Source organism: uncultured Aquimarina sp., from assembly GCF_947492115.1.
GTDB lineage: Bacteria > Bacteroidota > Bacteroidia > Flavobacteriales > Flavobacteriaceae > Aquimarina.
This window is the reverse complement of record NZ_CANLMM010000004.1, coordinates 49182-68925: the sequence shown is the minus strand read 5'-3', so window position 1 is coordinate 68925 and position 19744 is coordinate 49182. Positions and strand designations below refer to the sequence as shown.

The window sequence follows — 19744 nt, the reverse complement described above, 5'->3', positions numbered from 1 at the left end:
AAAACGCCTTCTGATTCTGATCAGAAGGCGTTTTATTTTATACCAAATGTTTTTTACTAATTTACTTCTGGTAAGAATCCAAATGACTTACTATATTCTAACATTTGTGTTACAAAATCCTTAGGCTGTGTAACATTTATTTTAGTAATTTCTCCATTTTCATCCATTTGAGGTACTAAAACAGGATTTACAAAACCACTGTAAGGAGCGGATGTAAATTGCTCATTTCTTTTTAGAACTTCTGCATGAATTGCTTGATCAACTTTTACTCCGTAACCTTCTACTAACTCCTCGGCAGCTTTGAAATCACCCTCAGACTTAATACGTTGTGTTTCACGAAGCAAACGTCCAAAAATTTCACGCAGCTTAGCATAATCATTAATATTATAATATGTTTTCCCGTCTTTACTTACTTTTTCTATAACATTGTCCTTAGTTCCTTGCTCATAAGCCCAAGCACTTACCCATTGACGGTTACGCATATGTGCTTCTTCTACATCATCACCCAAATTAAGACGTATTAATTGCGTCATAAGTCCATTACGGATATAGCCATCATATGCTGCTTTTCCAACTTTTTCCCAGTCTTCGACTAATCCCAGCTCTTGTAGTTTAGGATCCATTAGATAATATAGTCCTACTAAATCTGCTCTTCCTTCTTCCATAGTTGAAGCATAGTTTTTCAGAGTTTCCTTAGTTTCTCCAACACCAGGGTTTAATTGACCAGATGCATGCCCTACCACCTCATGTAAAGCAGTATGTAATTTATCTGCTAATTGTCCGTATTTTTCTTCTAACTCATATTCTTCATCATCATGCACAAACTCTTTAAGACGTCCTGATCCTCCAGCATTGTTATAGGCATTAATTATATTTCCTAAGGAAACAGATTTAGATCCAACTGCAGCTCTAATCCAATTGGCATTCGGAAGATTCACTCCAATTGGAGTACTTGGTGACGCATCTCCAGCTTCTCCTGCTACTGTAACCACCTTATAAGTTACACCAACAACACTGTCTTTTTTATGTTCTTCCATCAATGGAGAATTATCCTCAAACCATTGTGCATTCTCAGATAAAACTGCCATTTTTTTTGACATATCGAAATCCTTTATCTGAACAATAGTTTCATAAGACCCTCTATATCCAAGAGGATCATTATACACTTCTATAAAACTATTGATGTAGTCGATATTTCCTTCAGTAGCTGCTGTCCAAGCTACATTATAATCATCCCAGATTTGTAAATCTCCAGTCTTGTAATACTCGATTAGTAATCCAAGCGCATCACCTTGTGCCTGATTTTCTGCTACTTCTTTTGCTTTTTCTAACCACTTGATAATTTCATCAATTGCTGCACCATACAAACCACCAGATTTATAAACCCTTTCTTTTAATTCTCCATTTTCTTTTACCAATTGAGAATTTAAACCATAAGACAGAGGCTTTTTAGGATCAGGCGATTTCATTTTTCCATAAAAAGAAGTAACATCCTCATTAGTAACACCTGGACCATAAAAATTAACAGCAGATAATGCTACGTTATCTATACCTTTTGCCTGATTCACTTTTTTAGCATCACTATCATCAAAAATAACTGTAAGCGCATCCTCACTCAACTCTGTTTTTGTTGCTTCCAGAAGAGTAGTTAAATATTCCTTACTAAACTCAGGTTTTATTTTATCATTACTATAGTGATGGTGGATACCATTAGAAAACCAAACTCTTTTTAAATATGTTTCGAAAGAGATCCAATCTTTGCTAGTTTTATCTCCATTATAAGAAGTATATACATTTTCAAGTGCCTTACGAATCTTTAAATTATGACGATAGTTTTGATCCCACATAATATCTCTACCACTCAATCCTGCTTGTGTAAGATAGTATACTAATTTCTGTTCCTTTAATGTAAGATTCTCCCATCCAGGGATCTGATATCTTAAAATCTTAAGGTCGGCAAATTGCTCAACAACATAATCGAACTTCTCCTCTTCAGCTTCTTGCTCGGAAGTTTGTTCGGCTTCTTGTTGATTGATCTGATCCTGAATGCTTGGATCATTTTTACATCCAATTAGCAATAAGCTAATTAGCATAAAATACATTATACGTTTAATTATCATTTGTTTATGTTTATTGTTTCCAGCAAATGTAACGAAATAAAAAAAATCACATTTTTAAGTCACCTACAAAGAACATTTCTATACTTCATTTAGACAATAAAAAAGCATAACACCCTGAAAACCTACACACTAAAAACCATTTTAAAAATTGATTATCTTAGCTACTCAAATTTTCTAAACTAACTAACATGAAAATCATAAAATATTTATTTTTTCTTCTTCTTATTGTTGTTGTTGGTGGTGGGGCTTACGTAGCAATGATAGATGGCAAATTTCAATTAGAAGAAAGTAAAGTAATTAATTCTCCTAATGAATTACTTTTTGACACGGTTAATGACTTCAAAACATGGGAACAGTGGAATCCTTGGATGACTGATTCTGATGATCTAATTATTGAATATTCCAATCAAACTAGTGGTGTAGGAGCTTCTTATAGTTGGAAAAGCGAATCGCAAGAAGATGGAGGGATGAAAACTGTAAAATCAGCTCCTTTTTCTAGTATAGATCAAAAGTTAACAATGGTACTACCTGTGGTTGATCAAATTACCAATGATGTTTATTGGAAATTTGAAAAATTGGAAAACAAAAAAACCAAAGTGACTTGGGGAATAAAAGGAGAACAAGGTTTTATGGAAAAGCTATTTTGGATGACTAGAGATAGTACGGTATCCGAAAGTTTAAGACCTATGTATAAAAAAGGCTTAGAAAAACTAGATACCTACACTCAGAAAAAAATGGAAGAATATTCTATTAATGTTGATGGTATAACAGAACACAGAGGCGGTTTTTATATGTATAACGCAACAGCATCTTCGATAGCTGAAATTCCAGAAAAATCAGCACAGATGTTATCTTCGGTTTTGGCATATGTGCGACAGAATAATTTACCGCAAACAGGAATGCCTCTTACTGTATTTAATGAATATAATGAAGCCTTAGGAACTGCTATTTATTCTTCAGGAGTTCCGGTAAGAGAAGAAGTAATTACGCCGGCTGATAGTAATATCTTATGTGGGTCACTCCCACGCCAAAAGGTTGTAAAAGCTACTTTAAAAGGAGATTATAAGAATTTAAAAGAAGCATGGGAAGCTGCCAACCAGTATGTACAGAAAAGCGGTTTAGTTCCATCAACTGAATCTCCGGCTTTTGAAGTTTACAGATCAGGTCCAGATTTACAACCTAATCCGGCGGAATGGATAACGGAAATATATATTCCTGTTCTATAAACCCTTTTGACAAAACAGTAAAGGAAAAGTCTAATATTATATAAATGAAACAGATACTGCTCGTGTTTATAGGAGGAGGTACTGGTAGTGTAGCCAGGTTTCTTATTAGTAAATACCTAAATAATGAAACTAACGGAATACCCTATGGGACTTTTACAGCTAATATATTAGGTAGTTTTCTAATCGGTATTATACTTGGGCTTGCTCTAAAGAACAATGTATTATCACAAAATACTGTTCTATTAATTGCCACTGGTTTCTGTGGAGGGTTTACAACATTTTCCACTTTTGCATATGAAAATCATATGCTTCTACGATCCGGAGACTTTGTGAATTTCGCAGTGTATACGCTTGGTTCTTTTGTGATAGGGTTTCTTTTAGTATTTTTAGGTATGTGGATCGTAAAATAACAACTACAATTCTATCAATAATATAAATTTAAAGTATCATTTTTAAATAATAACCAACACCATTATAACCAATGAAAAAAATAGAAGCAATCATTCGTAAATCAAGATTTAAAGAAGTAAGAGATGCCTTGCATGATATAGAGGTAAACTTTTTTACTTATTGGGATGTTACGGGTGTTGGTAATGAAAAAAAAGGGCATTTATATAGAGGTATTAGCTATAGTACTTCTGATATCCAAAGAAGATATCTATCGGTAGTTGTCTCAGATGAATTTGCAGAAAAGACAATACAGACAATAATTGATGCTGCAAAAACCGGAGAAATCGGAGATGGAAAGGTATTCATTTCGGAAATACAAAATACCTACAGAATTCGAACTGGCGAGCATGGTAATCAAGCTTTGAATTAAGAAAATCCTGACTAATAAAAAGAGCTTATCAGAACTTGATAAGCTCTTTTTTTATTATATCCTCATTAACTTTTATATAACTTAATTTAACAATTAGTGAAGATTATTTACTTATTTAACATCTTTACAAAAAACTACACTTTCAAATTCTTAAAAAATCGACCTACAAACGATAATGTCTAATTTTTTAGGGGCATAAAATAGTAAAAACGTAAAAATAGGGATGGATACCCCTTTTTTTATTGGGATAAATTTGTTTTAACATAGTTTTACAGCTCCAATTAAAAACAAATTAATACCAATTAATGTTTATTATGAAAACAAAAACCGTAACAACACTTTTTAAAAAAGTATGTCTTTTTTCTCTAGCGCTTATTAGTTTTTCTGCAATCGCGCAGGAAGAAGAAAAAAAATGGTTCGATAATTTTTCTGTTAATGGATCTGTAGATGGATATTTCAGATATAATTTTGGGGCACAAAACGACAATTCTACAGCACCTGCGACTTCTTTTGCTAATCAATCTGGATTTGCATTAGGTATGGCTAATTTAATCGTGGGTTATGAAGGTGAGAAAGTAGGATTTGTAGCAGATCTTGTTTTTGGTCCTAGAGGAACAGATGCGACTTTTGCCTCTGGTTTTTTTGATGCTGGTGGAAACAGAGTCGGGGATGCCACTGCGAACGTTATTAACCAATTATATGCATACTGGAACGTAACTAAAAAATTCAAACTTACTTTTGGTAACTTTAATACTTTTCTTGGGTATGAAGTAATTTCTCCAACTGGAAATTTCAACTACTCTACTTCCTACATGTTCTCTTATGGTCCATTCTCTCACACTGGGTTAAAAGCCGATTTTGCTTTAAGCGACAAGTGGTCTGCGATGGTAGCCATTATGAACCCTACGGATTTTACAGAAAATAACCCTTTTGACACATACATTTTTGGAGCACAAGTAGGTTATGCTGTAGATAACGGAAGTGCATATCTTAACTTTAGATATGGAAACGAAGGCGAACCAGGATTAGTAGGTCCTACTTTTCAAGTTGATCTAACAACAGGATGGGATCTTTCTGAGAAATTTTATTTAGGAGTTAATACCACTTATTTAACTACGGAAGATCAAGGAGATGCTGATGCATCAGGATTCTACGGAGTTGCTTTATATCCACAAGTAAAAGCTACTGATAATTTCAGCATTGGATTAAGAGGTGAATATTTTTCAGTATTTAACGGTGGTTTAGTTGATGTAGTAGGTTTAGATGGAGAAGGTGATGGTAGCGTTATTGCTGCTACGCTTACAGGAAGTTATGATATTGGAGACCTAACTCTTAAGCCTGAATTAAGATTAGATTCTACATCTGAAGATTTCTTCACTGACAATGATGGAGACGCAACAAAAAGCCTTTCTTCTTTTGTTCTCGGAGCAATCTATAAGTTTTAATATATTATAGTTTAATATATTGTTTGTTTATGCAAAAAGCACTCTAATATCAGAGTGCTTTTTTATTCGATAAATATTAAGTCATTAAGGTTTCAAAATTGCACCATCCATATCTGTGTCAATATTACCACCAGTGCCAGGTTGTTTAACCAATAAATTAGCTGTTCGACTATATCTAAAAACATGATTAAAAGTATTATTTCTAGCTATAGTTGACACAAAAACATTGTCTCCAGAACAACCAATATCTACAAATTTCTTAAAATTCATATTATCAATTGAAGCTACTGCAGTATACTGCCCATTAACAATAGTAACTATTGAATTGGAGTTTATGATCCATGGAATACCTTGACTATCCACACTTATTCTTGAACCTGAAACAGGTTCTTTAGCCCATACATTATTTCTTATTCTTCTAAAAACTGAGGTCGTTCGAGTATTAGTTGCAATACAATAAACGTTTCCTCCACCTTCAGCAATATCCAACTTTGTATATCGTGAGAATTTTCCAGTTCCAAAAATAAATGATTCTAATGTAGTTAAAATTTCACCATCTCGAGAAATATCTACAGAAGGTCTCAGAGTATTTCTATATCTGTTTTGTAAAACTCCGTTCCTATAAATTTCTAAAAACCTACCATTTCTTCTTGCGTAGCATAAATCACCTCTATCATTTGCTCCCACATCATAAGAACCTGAATTACCAACTGATCTAATTGCAACAGGATACATATCCCTTAACACCTCGATATCTGTTTGAGACAAATTATTCCTATTTATATTGTAAAAAGTTCCATCTCTCCTGGTAATTGTAGCTTCATTTGGGTTGCAATTACAATCTCCATTAGGAAAACAAGCGTTTGCAAAAAAACAAGGACCATAAAGCATTATAGAATTAAAATCAAAAGCTCCATAATTTAGTGCCGGTTTCACATCAAATTGACTTCTCCTACCATTTTGTATGTTTCCATAATTTAGTCTTAATGAGCTATCTCTATCCGGTCGGGATTGTTCATGCCATATCCCTAAGGCATGTAATATTTCATGAATAATATTCCCTCTAGAACACCCATTTGATAATGTTATGTTTTGTCTTCCCCCTTGTTTTCCTAGTTTAGAAGAACATCCTTCTCCAAAAACAAATGCTATATAATCACCTTCTCTCCTCTCATTAAAAACTAAATTGGTTCTATTTTGAATTTGATCAATTGCCCATTCTATATCAGCTCTCCTATTTGGTATTTCGATAGTATAATTTACTACACTGTTATTCCATCTTCCAGCAAGAGTTCCTGGAGCAGATTTAGAACTAAAATCAGAACTGTTAATGTTCTGCATAAGTTTAATTTGAGTATCGTTAAGAACAATATCTCCCTCAAACACATTAATTCCTTCTATTTTTTCAAATGAAAATATTGTCCCATCTCCTCTATCATAAGAAATTACCTTTCCCGATTGATTAGGAAAAGCAAACTCAGTCGCTACGTAATCTTCATTCAAAAAAATAGTTTTGTCATTATCTAAAGAGTCATCATTTTTACAACTAACTAAAAAAAGTGAGACTGCTAAAAACAGTAAAATACTATTATTCATAATTTAGGTTTTAAAGTTAATAAATACCTTATTAAGTGCCTTAAAACAAAATTATGTTACTACTCTTTTTTTAATTTAACTTTTCATTAACCTACTTATTCTCTTCGACGGCACTATACTTTTTGACTCCAACTGGAATTTCTAGATCTAAATGATTTTCTTCTGGAGGAATAGGGCAAGAATATCTAGCGCTGTAAGCACAATAAGGATTATATGCTGTATTAAAATCGATTATAATTATATCACCTTCTGGAATAGTAAGATCTATAAAACGTCCTCCATCATACGAACTATCACCATTCGTTAAATCTGTAAAAGGTAAAAAAAGATAATTTTCGTACTCAGGTTGTGTTTTTAATCCTTGATTTTGATAAATATTAAGCTTTTGCTTTTTGTCTTCTAAAACAAATTGAGCTTCACCATATTTCACATAAATTGGTTCTCTATTCGTTGTAGTCTTCATAATAAAAGGAGTTTCATAGGGTGTCCTTACAAACTTTGCTTTTATGCTGTAGTTTGTATCAATTTTGAAGAACTCTAATGCCTTAAATGTTTTAAAATCCTTTGGTGTTAATGGCGATTTTTCTTCTGAAGCGAACTTCTTATTTAACCCCTCTTGAAAAGCTAGTATTTTTTTTATTGCTGTAGAATCTTGAGCCACTAAATGGCTAAAGCATAGCATTAGTAAAAAAGATAATCTGTACACTGTCCCCTTATTTTTTGCAAAAGTACAAAGCATTCACAATAAACAAGTTAATATTCTCTAAAATTGTATCCAGTTTTTCGACAAAAAGCTACTTTTACGGGTTCTAAACAAACCAACTAACCATATTTTGAAAAAACTGTTCCTAAATTATATAGATACCTTCTCTGGATTATCCAAAGAAGTCTGGTGGTTAGCCTTGATAACACTGATCAATAGAATGGGAGCTATGGTCATCCCATTTTTGTCTTTATACCTTTCTGATGATTTATGTTTTACACTACAAGAGATTGGATGGGTTATGAGTTGTTATGGTTTAGGTTCTCTATTAGGTGCCTGGATTGGAGGGAAATTAAGTGATCGAATTGGTTATTACAAAGTAATTTTAGGATCTCTGCTGCTGACTGGTATTTCTTTCTTTGTTGTGCAGTATTTCTCAAGCTTTTTGAGTATTTGTATTAGTTTTTTTATTTTAATTACGGTTGCAGATGCCGCGAGACCTGCATTTTTCGTAGCGCTTAGTGCATATAGTAAACCAGAAAACAAAACTCGATCATTAACATTTATAAGACTTGCGATAAACCTTGGATTTTCTATGGCTCCAGCTCTTGGAGGGTTTTTAATAGTTACCTTAGGATATTCAGGACTGTTTTGGGTAGATGGAATTACCTGTATCATCGCAGGACTTATTATGATCAAAACTTTACATCCTAAAAAAGCCAAAGTAATTGATAAAGAAATTGTTGTAGACAACCCTACTCCCGCAGCAAGTGATGGAATTTATATGCTATTTCTAATAGCACTAACATTGTTTGGGTTTATTTTTGTTCAATATTTTTCTACCATACCTTTATACTATAAAGAAGTTCATTTTTTATCAGAAAAAAGTATAGGTCTGATACTTGCCATGAATGGAATTCTAATTTTCATTTTCGAAATGCCCTTAATAGCTTATTTAGAATCTACCTCATTATCCAAAATAAAAAATGTAATTCATGGATTTATTCTAACAGGTATAAGTTTCCTGTTATTAGTGATCACTCCTTGGGCTGGGATTGTTATTATTGGTATGATCATAGCTACTGTCGGTGAGATGATTTCATTTCCTTTTGGTAACGCTTTTGCTCTTGACCGTTCTAAAAAAGGGAAACAAGGAGATTATATGGGCTTCTATAGCATGTCATTTTCTTTAGCACATATATTGGGACATAATACAGGAATGCAATTCATTAATAATTTTGGTTATAATAATGCATGGTTATTTATGGGTAGTATTGCCGCTTTAGGAACGTTTTTATTGTTTATTGTGAAATATAAAATTGGAAAAGAAAAAACAGGACTGCATGAAAAAACTTAATTACCAATAAAACCAGTAGATTCAATATTTTTAAACCACAATATCATTAAAGAATACATAAAATATAATTTATTCCTATGAAGTACTTAATTCATATCTTGTTAATTATCATATTATTCAGTTGTAAAACGGACAGACCCGAACAATCTACATTGGATATGAAAGAACCCAAGGAAACTGCACTAAAACAAAAAACATTTCCAAAATTAGTAGCTAACAGATATAATGTAGGTTTTTTAATTATGGATGGCACCTACAACACGGAATTTACTGCTCCTTTTGATATTTTCCAGCATACGCAGTACCGAGAAAACATCAAACAAATGAATGTGTTTACGGTTGCTAATACCGATAAACCTATAACCACTTTTGAAGGTGTAAAAATTATTCCAGATTACAATTATATGCGAGATTCTATTCCAAGGATTGATATATTAGTAATTCCCAGTGCAGAACATCATCTCGATACAGATCTACAGGATACTACTATGATCAACTTTGTAAAAAAAATAGATAAAACAGCCATATACATGACGTCCCACTGTGACGGTGCTTTTGTACTAGCCAAAGCTGGATTATTAAAAGATAAAGTTTCAACTACCTTCCCAAGTGATATTGATAAAATGAAAAATATGTTTCCTGATCTGGATATCAGAAAAGATATTCTATTTGTACATGATGGAAAATATATAACTTCTGCTGGTGGTGCCAAAAGTTTTGAAGCTGCCTTGTATTTGTCCGAACATTTATACGGTGCGGAAATAGCAAAATCATTAGCCAAAGGATTGGTAATCGATTGGGATTTAGAAAAAATCCCTCATTTAGTTATTTCTAAGTAAGCTAAAAAGTGTAATAGAAAATATAAAAGCGCTTCCCTAGGGAAACGCTTTCATCAATTTTAGGGCTAATTACGTACTCTCTTTAGCTTCAAGATTTGGGGTCTTTCAGACTAATGTCCTCACACTTAATATACCCTGATGTATTCCAAACTAATATTTCAAACCTGTATCGTCATACAGCTTAAAAATGTTAATTCTGGCCATACACCGTTATGTTTTTAAGCTTATGTAAATATATTGTAAAAAAATTGTTAATACAAAATTTTCAACGATAAAAAACATAAATATTCGATGAAATACACAAAAACACATGGTTTTAAAGATTTTTAATATCTCCCCATTTATTTAAAACAGGGATATTTCTTCTTTTACTTCCTTTTTTTGCTTAAGACAGAATAGTTATAAAACAAAAGCGATCTAAAATAGATCGCTTTCTCTTATGGGTCAAATTATGTACTCTCTTTAGTTTTTAGATTTGGGGTCTTTAGACTAATGTCCTCACACTTAATTCATCCCAATGTGTATTCCAAATTAATATTTCAAATCCATATCGTCATATTTCTTGATATGTTAATTTGTATCATACACATCTTTAATATTTTACGTATTATAAAGATAAATGTTTTTCTACTTCAAAACCGTAATTATCTAAAAAGTTATTAACAAAAATACGATTAAATGTTTATTAAGTACGACGAAATGCACTTTTTACAATATTTTAAGCACTAATACGAATAGAATTTGGAGGAACCTAAGTACTTTTTAACAATCATATTGTACTCTTTAGAAATTCTAAGAGCTAAAGTTCCTTCTATAGCATATAAACTGTCCATTTCTTTATATCCCTGTTCCAGCATTTTTTCTAAATAGAATAATGCAGTTTGATTATCCTCATCTCTAGCGCTCAGAGAAATTATATTTTTGTAAGACTTAAAATCCTTTCTATTAATTATAGTACTTAATATATTTAAGAATATTTTTTTATCAATCTCCTTTTTAGTGTCTGACAATTCATTTTTGTAATTAGCTATTACATGAATCAAAAAATTTAGTATTCGTTCTTTCATTGCCTTGGCATACGGTTCATTATTACTAGAAAGTTTTTCTAATTCCTCCATTTTGTATTGCCACCAACCAAGGTTATCATATTGGTTTGAGGCAGCATCTTCATTTAAAGATATTATGAACGACTGTTTTAAAAGCAATTCTCTATTTCGATATTCATTTCTTTTCCTTCTTTCATTCTTAAATGCTCTTATTTTTTTAAGCTCTTTTTGTTCTCTTTTCAATTCGTCCACATCCAAAAATGAGCTATATAACTTTCTCATTTTGATTAACTCATCATATGCATCCAAATATTTACCTTTCTTCTTAAGTAGCTGCACGTTCTCTTTATCTTTTTTATAATTAGAAGATATCCACAATGAATCATTAGGAATATTTCCTTTGGCCATAGCGTCTAATGTAAAAAAGGGAAAAACTTTATTAATTATATTTTCGGAAGGTAAATTACTATCTCCTCTGTACTCATATAAGACAGTAGTAAGTCCACGTCTCTTTAGATACTGATCAGCATACAAGAAATCCTGATACCTAAAATTTTCATCACTAACTATTCCGAAATATGAGAAATTTTTATTCCTATGCAATTTTTGATCATAGTCATAACTGTCATTAATAGCCAATACACCATTAAACTGCTTATAAAACAAAGGTATCGAAGTATTAAGAGGAGCATCTTTTCCTACTCCAAAAACATACATTCTTTTATTTTTAATCGGAAAAAGTGAAATAATATGTTTTATAAGTAAGGGCATATAAGTCGATTTATCGCTTACACTTTCTTTGTTACCATAGTTGGATACTACTACTACATATCCAAATTCTTCCGCTGCATTTTTAAACAAATGCGTTAGATTACTCATATTTTCGGTACTATCAAAACCAAATAGGATAGGCCATGATTTTTTAAGATCAAAAGATTTTGGTACATATATACTATATACTCCTTCTGTTTCAGGCACTAATAATGAGTCGGTGACCGCACCCTTTTTAAGTCTTAAGGTATTCTGACTGGACGCAGATGTTACAATACAAATAAATATAAAAAGTGACCAAATTTTGGTAGAAATACATTTCATGTTAGAAAATTTATGCTATTACATTGGCCACAAAAAAAATGCCATTCCCTGATGTATATTTTTCTTTATCAAAAGAATAACACTTTATGCTCCAATCTTTCCTAACTCCACTCCTTCTGAGTAAGCAACTTGGATATTATGTTCACTAAAAGCCTTCTTAATTTCTTGATGCGTAATAAAGGTTACCTCCCAGAAATCATCGGGCTTTACATAAGGCCGTACAGCAATTAGAATATTATGAGAATCAAAGTTTTCTATTCCTATTTCGGTTTTAGGGGTATCCAAAATTTTATCAATCGGATCAAGTGCATTTTCTATTACTCTTTTTACCTTAGAAAAATCTTCGTTATAAGGCATGGTCACAGTAATCTCTAATCGTACAACTCCCCTTTTAGAATAGTTAGCAACTACATCGTCTGTTATTTTAGCATTTGGAATAATTAAAACTTTATCTCCTGGTGTTACTACAATAGTGCTAAAAATACCTATTTCTTGCACTTTTCCAAATGAGTCTCCTACCTGTATCCAATCTCCCGCCTCATAAGGTTTTAAGAACATAATTAATATTCCGGAAGCAAAATTTCCTAAACTACCCTGTAAAGACATTCCGATTGCAAATCCAACTGCAGCCAGAATCGCTAATAATCCTGACAGATCTACTCCTAAAATGGTGACAATAGCAAAAACAACAGCTATTTTTAAGATTACCGAGATAATAGACAACAAAAAAGGACGCATAGTATCCGAAATTCCTGTCTTCTCCAGTGTTTTGTCTAATAACTTAAGTAGTTTTTTAATAAGTTTAAAACCGATCCAAAACACTAAAGCAGCCGCAATAATTTTGGGAGCAAAAAAAACAACTTTATCAATTGCTATTTCAAAATATTCCTGTAGTTTTTCCATAGTTAGGTTTTTGAAATATCTAAAATAGAAAAATTAAATAAAAAAACGCTCAGAGTTTTGCTCGAGCGTTTTTCCTATCCTTTTCCCGTACTCTCTTTGGTTCTAAGAACCAATATCCTCACACAAGATTTTGATAAATTTTACACACTTATAATACATCAAACCTTGTGCCAAAATTTAGAAAATATTGACCTAATTAATTACTATTAGCAATTGCATTTTTATACTTCTTTAATTCAGTTGCTACTTTTGGAGTTAGCATAAATAATCCTATTATATTAGGTACTAACATCGAAAAAATCATGGCATCCGAAAAATCGGTTACAGCGGTTAGACTAGCCGCAGAACCAATAATTACACAAATACAAAATATAGTTTTGTAGATATAAGCCACATATTTTTTTCTTCCAAATAAATAGGACCAAGCTTGATAACCATAATACGACCAAGAAATCATTGATGAAAAAGCGAAGAGTATGACTGCAAAACTTAGCAAATAAGGAAACCATGAAATGCCACTTTCCAACGCATTTGCAGTTAGTAGAACACCTTGCTCATCAGATATTTCGGCTCCAACATTAATTTGACCAGTTATAATTAAAACCAATGCAGTCATTGTACAAATCACGACTGTATCGATAAATGGTTCTAGTAAAGCTACTAATCCTTCGCTTGCCGCATATTTTGTTTTCACCGCCGCATGAGCAATGGATGCGGATCCAATACCTGCTTCATTAGAAAAAGCAGCTCGTCTAAATCCTTGTATCATAACTCCAACCATTCCACCAGTTATCCCTTTTGCACTAAAAGCACCATCAATAATAGATATGAAAGCTTCTGGAACTATTTGATAATTGATTACTATTATTGTAATAACAGCGAGTACATAGACTATAACCATTGCAGGTACAATCTTGTCTGTTACTCTGGCAATTTTCTTAATTCCTCCTATAATTACAATGGCCACTAAGATTGCCATGATTAAACCGAAAAGCCATCCTTTTCCATAAAAGAAACTGTTTTCTCCTCCGGTTACATGTTCGAATAACTTGAAAGCTTGATTGGCTTGAAACATATTTCCTCCACCAAAAGAACCACCAACGCACATAATTGCAAATATTACTGCTAGTATCTTTCCTAATTTAGAAAATCCTTTTTCTCTAAGACCTTTACTTAGATAATACATTGGACCACCATAAACAGTACCATCTTCTGTAACTTCCCTATAAGCTACTCCTAACGTACATTCTACAAACTTAGATGCCATTCCTAAAAAACCAACTAATATCATCCAAAAAGTAGCTCCTGCTCCACCGATTGATAATGCAATAGCTACACCTGCAATATTACCTAATCCTACGGTAGCTGATAAAGCAGCTGTTAATGCTTGAAAATGACTTACCTCTCCAATTTCTCCTTCTACCCTTGCTGTATCTGGTTGATCTCCATTTGTTGTTTGAACAGATTCCGAGACTTGTAATGTTTCTGAATCTTCAAGTGCATCATATTTTCCTCTTATAATATGAATAGAAGTCCAAAAACTTCTAAAGTTGATTCCCTTAAAGTAAATGGTAAAATATGAAGCACCCAGTAAAAGCACAACTAAAACCCAAGGAATACCTACCTGCGATGTGATTGGAATTTCAGCAAAAATTGCATCCACAAACCAATCTGTCATATTTTTAAATCCTGAATTAATCTTTTGATCAAAAGACTGTATTTCTTGCGCTGTTCCCTTTACGTATCCTAGAAAACAAAGACATCCCGTTATAATTTTTTTCATCTGACCGATTTTTTGATTTCGGACGAAGATTGAATAAAACTATCTATGAGAAAAGATTACGCATTGATCAAATTAGCTATTATAAGTACTTAAGCACATACTTAATCACTAGTATCATTATCTAAACTGGCATATTGTAAAAGTTGGTTTGCTTTGGCAAAAGCAATAAGTTGTTCTTTCCCATCTGCCCCACTAATTTTGAGCACTTTTTTAATCTGATAAATATGGGTTTGAAAACCATCCAAACTAATATTCATAGCTTCCGCAATTTCGGTATAAGATTTACTTTCGCCACATACACCCAAGTTTCCTAAAACCTCTTTTTGTCGATCAGACAACGTAATTTTTGTTGATTCCTTTAAAGAATTTATTTTAAGTTCACTCTCCTTTATACGTTCTTGTAATCTTGCAATAGTATCTAAATGACTTTCATTAGCCAATACCAACTTCTGCTGTTCTTTTAGTAAAATCTCTTTTTCTTTATTAAGTAACTCTACTTCATTTTGCTTTAATTCTTTTTCAGAAAGAAACTTCCAACTGTATAATAAAATAGAAAATAGTAATATAAATAGAAACTTAAATGACAATCCTGTTATAACTCCTAGCAAACTCCAAAATTTCTGGTCTAGAAGTTCTAATGCTTTATCCTGAGGAATGATTCTTTGCGTAACCGCTATTACAATCAAAACGAAAAGTAAAAAGCACGGTACTACCATAAACTTCATATTACGATTTGCGAAAGCTTTATTAAGCTCATTTAACAATGCAAAAGCAACAATTAAAGAAATAGGAATATCGATAAGCCAAATAAAATTATTACTAATCTCTGTATTACTATAAGAAGTTACTATAAATACAAAGGCAATCATTATTAATATTCCACTAAACAAAGTGACAAATTCTTTTTCGGAAAAACGCTGAACTAATCGAACCACTATATTGCGTTTCTTGTGATGCTCTATGGATGGTAATGAAAGTAGAATACTTAATGAATTTGCTAATGAAATTAGAACTCCTACATAAATGACAAGTTTGTGTGTTGGACTTATATAAGATACTTCTATTAGTAATATGTTAATCAGGGCTCCAAAACCCCAAAGGAATATTGCCAAACCGAACCATTTAATACCAATAATAGAAATAGAAGATTGATTTTTGAACTTTTCTTTTTGATAAATTCTTTGAATTACAAAAGCTGTAATCAAACATACAATGGCTGTAACATAATATTCTAAAGTGACATACATAACGTCTTAAAGATAAGATTTAATCTATTTATCCTCCTTTCTGTTCAGAATAGGATTGTTTTCAACCACATTTGATAGAATAATATGTGTTTTGGCTTCACCATATGTAATCAATCTATCAATAAACCCTTGAAGATGAACCTGATCTTCCAACACTACTTCCATAATGATATTTTCATTACCAGTTATTCTATAACAATTAAGGACTTCTTTGAATTCTGATATCTTTGACAAAAAAGGTTTAAGGCGTCCCATAAAGGCTCTGATTGTTATAATTGCTTTTAATTGATAACCAGTTTTAGCATAGGAAACTTTGGTAGTATATCCTTCTATAATTCCTAAGTCTTCCATTTTTTTTATTCGCTCTGCAACTGCAGGAGAGCTTAGTCCTACATTTCTTCCGATCTCTGCATTTGACAATCTAGCATTCTCTTGTAATAGCTGTAGAATTTTCCAATTTGTATCGTCCATTATGATTTTAACTTTTCTAAATGAAAAACTTTAATTTTTAAAGCAAAATAACCATTATACTTTAAACTAAAAAGCAATATCCTTGTAAATACACTTAATTTTGATAGTGGAATGGAGAGACGCCCCAAAAATATAATTCTATACCAAAAAGCTTTGGAAATACTTATACTATCTAAAAGTGTTTCTAAATATTTGGCTTATGATTTAGCTCCCTTAGAAAAAAACGGTAATGAAAATCCGTTTATTTACTTTACTGGTGATATCGTAAAAGATTCTGATTCTTTGGTTCCTAGAATTATAGATGTTGAAAATCAAGTTTTCCAGGATGATCGTCTAAAACATGCTAACCTTTTAGAAAACCTAACAAACAAACTATACAAAAACTGTGAACGACTGGAACGTTCTCATAGTAATGGAAAAGACTTTGTTCGACTTTTAAGAAAAGAAGTAAAGAAATTCAAAAAGTTACAGCATCATTGGATGATGACTTTATAATTTCTAATCCTCACTTTTTTGGATAAATCAATCCTCTGATTTTATCCGCTAACTCCTTTTGCTTCGTATTAGATTGGTATAAATTTGGATTATTCATAGAATACGCAACTGCAAAAATCTGAAATCTCAATCTCTCCAACATTTTTTTCATTTCGGGATCATCATCCTCATCTAACTTTTTTAGTTTCCCTAATTCTTTTTCCCACCAAGAGAATTCTATGTTATTTGGATTTTTATAATCCTCAAAAAGACGTGTCGTAAACTTTTTCGTTAAGGTAGTTTCCTTATTAAATGCTTTGGATACTGATTTAAGTTTATTTTTGTACGCTTTACTTTTATGAATTGCTTTTAGTTTGTTCGAAACGCTATCTAAATTGTAAAATGAGTTAAAGGTAATCAGCGCTCGTTCATAATTTTCAATAGCATATAATAAATCTCCTTTTTTTTCGAATTCCTGAGCCTCTCCGTATATCTTTTGATAGCTTTTATAAATTTCGGGAGCTTCTTTTTTCTTTATTCCTTTTAAATGTGCCTGAATTTCTAACCAATCAAAAGCCCTGAGAATTTGTTTTGAAGGGGTCCAACTATGATTCCCATCGTAGGTAATTAATGTGTTAGAGAAATTTAACTGTAATAAATATCCTTTTGCTCGTATCATTTCCTGATAGTTCATATCGCGATCTCCACAAACACCGGCATACGAAAAATTTTGAGTACTAGGTAAATGTGAAGACTCTAATGAAAACCCTGCACCACATCCCACTACGCCAGCAATTTGATTGGTTAATACAGCAATAGCAGAAGCCAAACGGGAACCTCCGGAAAATCCTGATAAGTATATTTCATTTTGTTTGATCTTAAAATTGGCAAACACGAAATCAAACAAACGATTGGTAATATCAAAATTTCTATCATACGGGCCGTTTCTGGTATGATTAGAACAAACCAAGATATATCCATAGTTTTCTGCAGCTTCAATAAAAGGTTGAATACCTCTTTTTCCTTCTGCTCCTGGATCAAAAATAAAAACAATCGGAGATTCTTTGGTTGCATCAAATGAATTCGGCAAATACAGCGTAAACGTTTCTTGTGTTTTTCCTGAAACCAAAACAGAATCTATAACTTTTCCGGTTTCATAGTTTTGTGCAAAGCAATTTGCGTTTACCAATAGCAACGGCATTAATATGATCCATCTAAACATTACTTATATCTTTTTCCATGTTTTATAATCACATCTACATCCTGAAGCAAACTTACATGTCTTAACACATCTCCTTTTACAGCAATGATATCAGCATACTTTCCTTCGGTAATCGTTCCTACCTTGTCCGAAACTCCCATCCAAACAGATGGCCAATAGGTAGCTGCTTTAATAGCATACATGGGATCAATTCCAAATTCGTTTACCCACACATCTAATTCGTTCCAAGTAGATTGGCTATGAAATTTCATAGGAATTCCACTATCAGTTCCAATCATTAATACCACACCCGCATCCATTAATTGTTTAATTTTGGTTTCTAGGGTAGGCTTTCTTAATGGTGTTAATTGAAAATAAGGTAGGCGATCTTTATGTTTAAAGCTACTTTTTATATCTGCAATTATAGTATCGTGTAACCCTCTGTGCCATGAATCATTATCTAAGTGTTCTCCGTGATCTCGTGCATATTCATAATTGTATAATCCTTCTACTGTAGGACACCAAAAGAGCGGTCCCAAATTCATTTGTGCTGTACGCTCTCTTATAGCATTCATAACATCATCCGGATATCTAGGCGCTGATGACAAACCTGTATGTTCGAAACAATCTGCACCCATTTTAAGTCCGGTTTTTATTTCATCAGGACGATGTCCATGCGCTACTACTTTCAATTTATACTTATGAGCTGTATCTATGACTGCTTTGACTTCTGCGCTTGTCATTTGATCCTGATCAATTAACTTAATACAATCCACACCAGCATCTGCTAGTTTTTTAATTTTCTTTTTGGCATCCTCAACTCCATTAATTCCCCATCGAAATGCTTCCGTTCCTGGATACGGCTTTTTTTGTATAAATGGTCCAGAGACATAAAGTGTTGCTCCTGGAATCTCTCCTTTATTTATGCGATCCCTAACGGATAAACTTTCTTTTAGTGGGCCTCCCAAATCTCTGGCGCTTGTTACGCCTGCCATTAATAATTGCTCAGCAGATGCTGGCATAATTACATCTTCTAATAATGGTGGATACGTTTTGTCCCAATAGGTATAATCCGCATGACCATTAATCATTGTATGTACATGCATATCCCACAATCCAGGTAAAACAGACATTCCTTCAGTAGAAATGACTTCTGCTCCTTTTGGCACTTTTAAAGTTGCTATCGTACCTATTTCTTTAATCTTATCTCCTTCGATAAGAATGACACTATTTTTAATTGGAGTAGCTCCAAAACCATCTATTAATGTTCCACCAACTAATGCTTTTAACGATTTTTGTTGCCCAAAAGTGCTACTACAAATAAAGAATATCAGAAGTATTTTTTTCATGATGAGTTGTGTTTCTCTAAAGATAAAAAACTATAAGAAAAGAAAAATCCCGTTATAAAACGGGATTTT

17 protein-coding genes are annotated in these 19744 nt (G+C 32.5%); 7 read left to right on the top strand and 10 right to left on the bottom strand.

From position 1 onward, the window contains the following. Positions 1–56: 56 nt before the first annotated feature. Positions 57–2120 carry a dihydrofolate reductase gene (locus Q1A73_RS13540; protein WP_299606540.1) on the bottom strand — a complete coding sequence of 688 codons (2064 nt, stop codon included), beginning with the start codon at positions 2118–2120 and terminating at the stop codon, positions 57–59. A gap of 188 nt (positions 2121–2308) precedes the next feature. On the opposite strand from Q1A73_RS13540, the gene Q1A73_RS13535 reads away from it, so the two are divergent. From Q1A73_RS13535 to Q1A73_RS13520, 4 genes are all read left to right on the top strand, one after another. Then, positions 2309–3346 (top strand): GyrI-like domain-containing protein, encoded by a 1038-nt coding sequence (locus tag Q1A73_RS13535; protein WP_299606537.1) that lies wholly within the window; start codon positions 2309–2311, stop codon positions 3344–3346. Positions 3347–3390: 44 nt separating this feature from the next. Then, positions 3391–3756, top strand: coding sequence for a fluoride efflux transporter CrcB (gene crcB, locus Q1A73_RS13530; RefSeq protein ID WP_299606534.1), 366 nt, complete (start codon positions 3391–3393; stop codon positions 3754–3756). A 71-nt stretch (positions 3757–3827) separates the two neighbouring features. Then, positions 3828–4166, top strand: coding sequence for a P-II family nitrogen regulator (locus Q1A73_RS13525; RefSeq protein WP_299606531.1), 339 nt, complete (start codon positions 3828–3830; stop codon positions 4164–4166). Positions 4167–4480: 314 nt separating this feature from the next. Further along, complete coding sequence (locus tag Q1A73_RS13520; protein ID WP_299606528.1) at positions 4481–5611, top strand: porin; 1131 nt, start codon at positions 4481–4483, stop codon at positions 5609–5611. A gap of 84 nt (positions 5612–5695) precedes the next feature. Here Q1A73_RS13520 and Q1A73_RS13515 read toward each other — a convergent pair whose 3' ends face one another. Further along, complete coding sequence (locus Q1A73_RS13515) at positions 5696–7207, bottom strand: M12 family metallopeptidase (protein WP_299606525.1); 1512 nt, start codon at positions 7205–7207, stop codon at positions 5696–5698. 91 nt (positions 7208–7298) lie between these two features. After that, positions 7299–7913, bottom strand: a complete 615-nt coding sequence (locus tag Q1A73_RS13510) for a DUF1684 domain-containing protein (protein WP_299606522.1) — start codon at positions 7911–7913, stop codon at positions 7299–7301. A 127-nt stretch (positions 7914–8040) separates the two neighbouring features. On the opposite strand from Q1A73_RS13510, the gene Q1A73_RS13505 reads away from it, so the two are divergent. Both Q1A73_RS13505 and Q1A73_RS13500 read left to right on the top strand, forming a co-directional pair. Beyond that, complete coding sequence (locus tag Q1A73_RS13505) at positions 8041–9267, top strand: MFS transporter (RefSeq protein ID WP_299606519.1); 1227 nt, start codon at positions 8041–8043, stop codon at positions 9265–9267. Between the two features lie 77 nt (positions 9268–9344). Then, complete coding sequence (locus Q1A73_RS13500; RefSeq protein WP_299606517.1) at positions 9345–10106, top strand: DJ-1/PfpI family protein; 762 nt, start codon at positions 9345–9347, stop codon at positions 10104–10106. A gap of 725 nt (positions 10107–10831) precedes the next feature. Here the strand turns inward: Q1A73_RS13500 and Q1A73_RS13495 are convergent. The 5 genes from Q1A73_RS13495 to Q1A73_RS13475 form a co-directional block, all read right to left on the bottom strand. After that, positions 10832–12247: a hypothetical protein gene (locus Q1A73_RS13495; RefSeq protein WP_299606515.1), complete on the bottom strand. Its 1416-nt coding sequence runs from the start codon at positions 12245–12247 to the stop codon at positions 10832–10834. An 84-nt stretch (positions 12248–12331) separates the two neighbouring features. Next, on the bottom strand, positions 12332–13150 hold the full coding sequence (locus Q1A73_RS13490) for a mechanosensitive ion channel family protein (RefSeq protein WP_299606512.1): 819 nt from the start codon (positions 13148–13150) through the stop codon (positions 12332–12334). Positions 13151–13346: 196 nt separating this feature from the next. Further along, the gene (locus Q1A73_RS13485; RefSeq protein WP_299607227.1) at positions 13347–14828 is read right to left on the bottom strand and encodes an alanine/glycine:cation symporter family protein; all 1482 of its coding nucleotides are present in this window, start codon (positions 14826–14828) and stop codon (positions 13347–13349) included. Positions 14829–15034: 206 nt separating this feature from the next. Further along, positions 15035–16180, bottom strand: coding sequence for a hypothetical protein (locus Q1A73_RS13480; protein ID WP_299606510.1), 1146 nt, complete (start codon positions 16178–16180; stop codon positions 15035–15037). A gap of 24 nt (positions 16181–16204) precedes the next feature. Beyond that, positions 16205–16657, bottom strand: coding sequence for an Lrp/AsnC family transcriptional regulator (locus Q1A73_RS13475; protein WP_299607226.1), 453 nt, complete (start codon positions 16655–16657; stop codon positions 16205–16207). Positions 16658–16804: 147 nt separating this feature from the next. Between Q1A73_RS13475 and Q1A73_RS13470 the strand changes: the two genes are divergently transcribed. Next, entirely contained in the window at positions 16805–17146 is a 342-nt protein-coding gene (locus Q1A73_RS13470; protein ID WP_299606507.1) for a hypothetical protein, read from the top strand. 10 nt (positions 17147–17156) lie between these two features. Here Q1A73_RS13470 and Q1A73_RS13465 read toward each other — a convergent pair whose 3' ends face one another. Beyond that, entirely contained in the window at positions 17157–18347 is a 1191-nt protein-coding gene (locus Q1A73_RS13465; protein WP_299606504.1) for a hypothetical protein, read from the bottom strand. Continuing rightward, positions 18347–19675, bottom strand: a complete 1329-nt coding sequence (locus Q1A73_RS13460) for an amidohydrolase family protein (RefSeq protein ID WP_299606501.1) — start codon at positions 19673–19675, stop codon at positions 18347–18349. Before Q1A73_RS13460 ends, Q1A73_RS13465 begins: the two co-directional genes overlap by 1 nt. Between the last annotated feature and the right edge of the window lie 69 nt (positions 19676–19744).

Excerpts from the sequence above, each read along its gene's own strand:
- Q1A73_RS13540 (WP_299606540.1), bottom strand. The coding sequence starts at position 2,120 with ATGATAATTAAACGTATAATGTATTTTATGCTAATTAGCTTATTGCTA.
- Q1A73_RS13535 (WP_299606537.1), top strand. The coding sequence starts at position 2,309 with ATGAAAATCATAAAATATTTATTTTTTCTTCTTCTTATTGTTGTTGTT.
- crcB (WP_299606534.1), top strand. The coding sequence starts at position 3,391 with ATGAAACAGATACTGCTCGTGTTTATAGGAGGAGGTACTGGTAGTGTA.
- Q1A73_RS13525 (WP_299606531.1), top strand. The coding sequence starts at position 3,828 with ATGAAAAAAATAGAAGCAATCATTCGTAAATCAAGATTTAAAGAAGTA.
- Q1A73_RS13520 (WP_299606528.1), top strand. The coding sequence starts at position 4,481 with ATGAAAACAAAAACCGTAACAACACTTTTTAAAAAAGTATGTCTTTTT.
- Q1A73_RS13515 (WP_299606525.1), bottom strand. The coding sequence starts at position 7,207 with ATGAATAATAGTATTTTACTGTTTTTAGCAGTCTCACTTTTTTTAGTT.
- Q1A73_RS13500 (WP_299606517.1), top strand. The coding sequence starts at position 9,345 with ATGAAGTACTTAATTCATATCTTGTTAATTATCATATTATTCAGTTGT.
- Q1A73_RS13495 (WP_299606515.1), bottom strand. The coding sequence starts at position 12,247 with ATGAAATGTATTTCTACCAAAATTTGGTCACTTTTTATATTTATTTGT.
- Q1A73_RS13490 (WP_299606512.1), bottom strand. The coding sequence starts at position 13,150 with ATGGAAAAACTACAGGAATATTTTGAAATAGCAATTGATAAAGTTGTT.
- Q1A73_RS13485 (WP_299607227.1), bottom strand. The coding sequence starts at position 14,828 with ATGACAGATTGGTTTGTGGATGCAATTTTTGCTGAAATTCCAATCACA.
- Q1A73_RS13480 (WP_299606510.1), bottom strand. The coding sequence starts at position 16,180 with ATGTATGTCACTTTAGAATATTATGTTACAGCCATTGTATGTTTGATT.
- Q1A73_RS13465 (WP_299606504.1), bottom strand. The coding sequence starts at position 18,347 with ATGTTTAGATGGATCATATTAATGCCGTTGCTATTGGTAAACGCAAAT.
- Q1A73_RS13460 (WP_299606501.1), bottom strand. The coding sequence starts at position 19,675 with ATGAAAAAAATACTTCTGATATTCTTTATTTGTAGTAGCACTTTTGGG.